At 63.6% G+C, this 242-nt stretch carries 1 protein-coding gene; it reads left to right on the top strand.

Annotation, left to right across the window (positions count from 1 at the left end):
• A partial coding sequence (locus R0J88_RS22895) for a hypothetical protein (RefSeq protein WP_410901302.1) occupies positions 1 to 242 on the top strand: 242 nt, incomplete at both ends.

Genomic DNA, 242 nt, shown 5'->3' with positions numbered 1-242 from the left:
AGATGCCGCCCTCAAGCGCCTGCTGCACGGTACCGGGCTGAGTTTTCGCAAGATCAGCAACGGCAACGTGGTGCTTGAGCGCCAGGCTGGCGGCAACGTAATCGCCCTGCAGCAGGTGACCGTCAGCGCAACCCGGAGTGCTCAGGACGTCAGCCTGGTGCCAAGCACCGTCAGTGTGCAGACCCGAGAGCAGCTGGACCGGCAGAACGTCAACAACATCCAGGACCTGGTGCGCTACGAGC

The sequence above is a fragment of the Pseudoalteromonas sp. SIMBA_162 genome, assembly GCF_046535955.1.
GTDB classification, from domain to species: Bacteria; Pseudomonadota; Gammaproteobacteria; order Enterobacterales; family Alteromonadaceae; genus Pseudoalteromonas; species Pseudoalteromonas marina.
The sequence above is the reverse complement of the archived record's forward strand: the minus strand, read 5'-3'. Positions and strand labels throughout refer to the sequence as shown.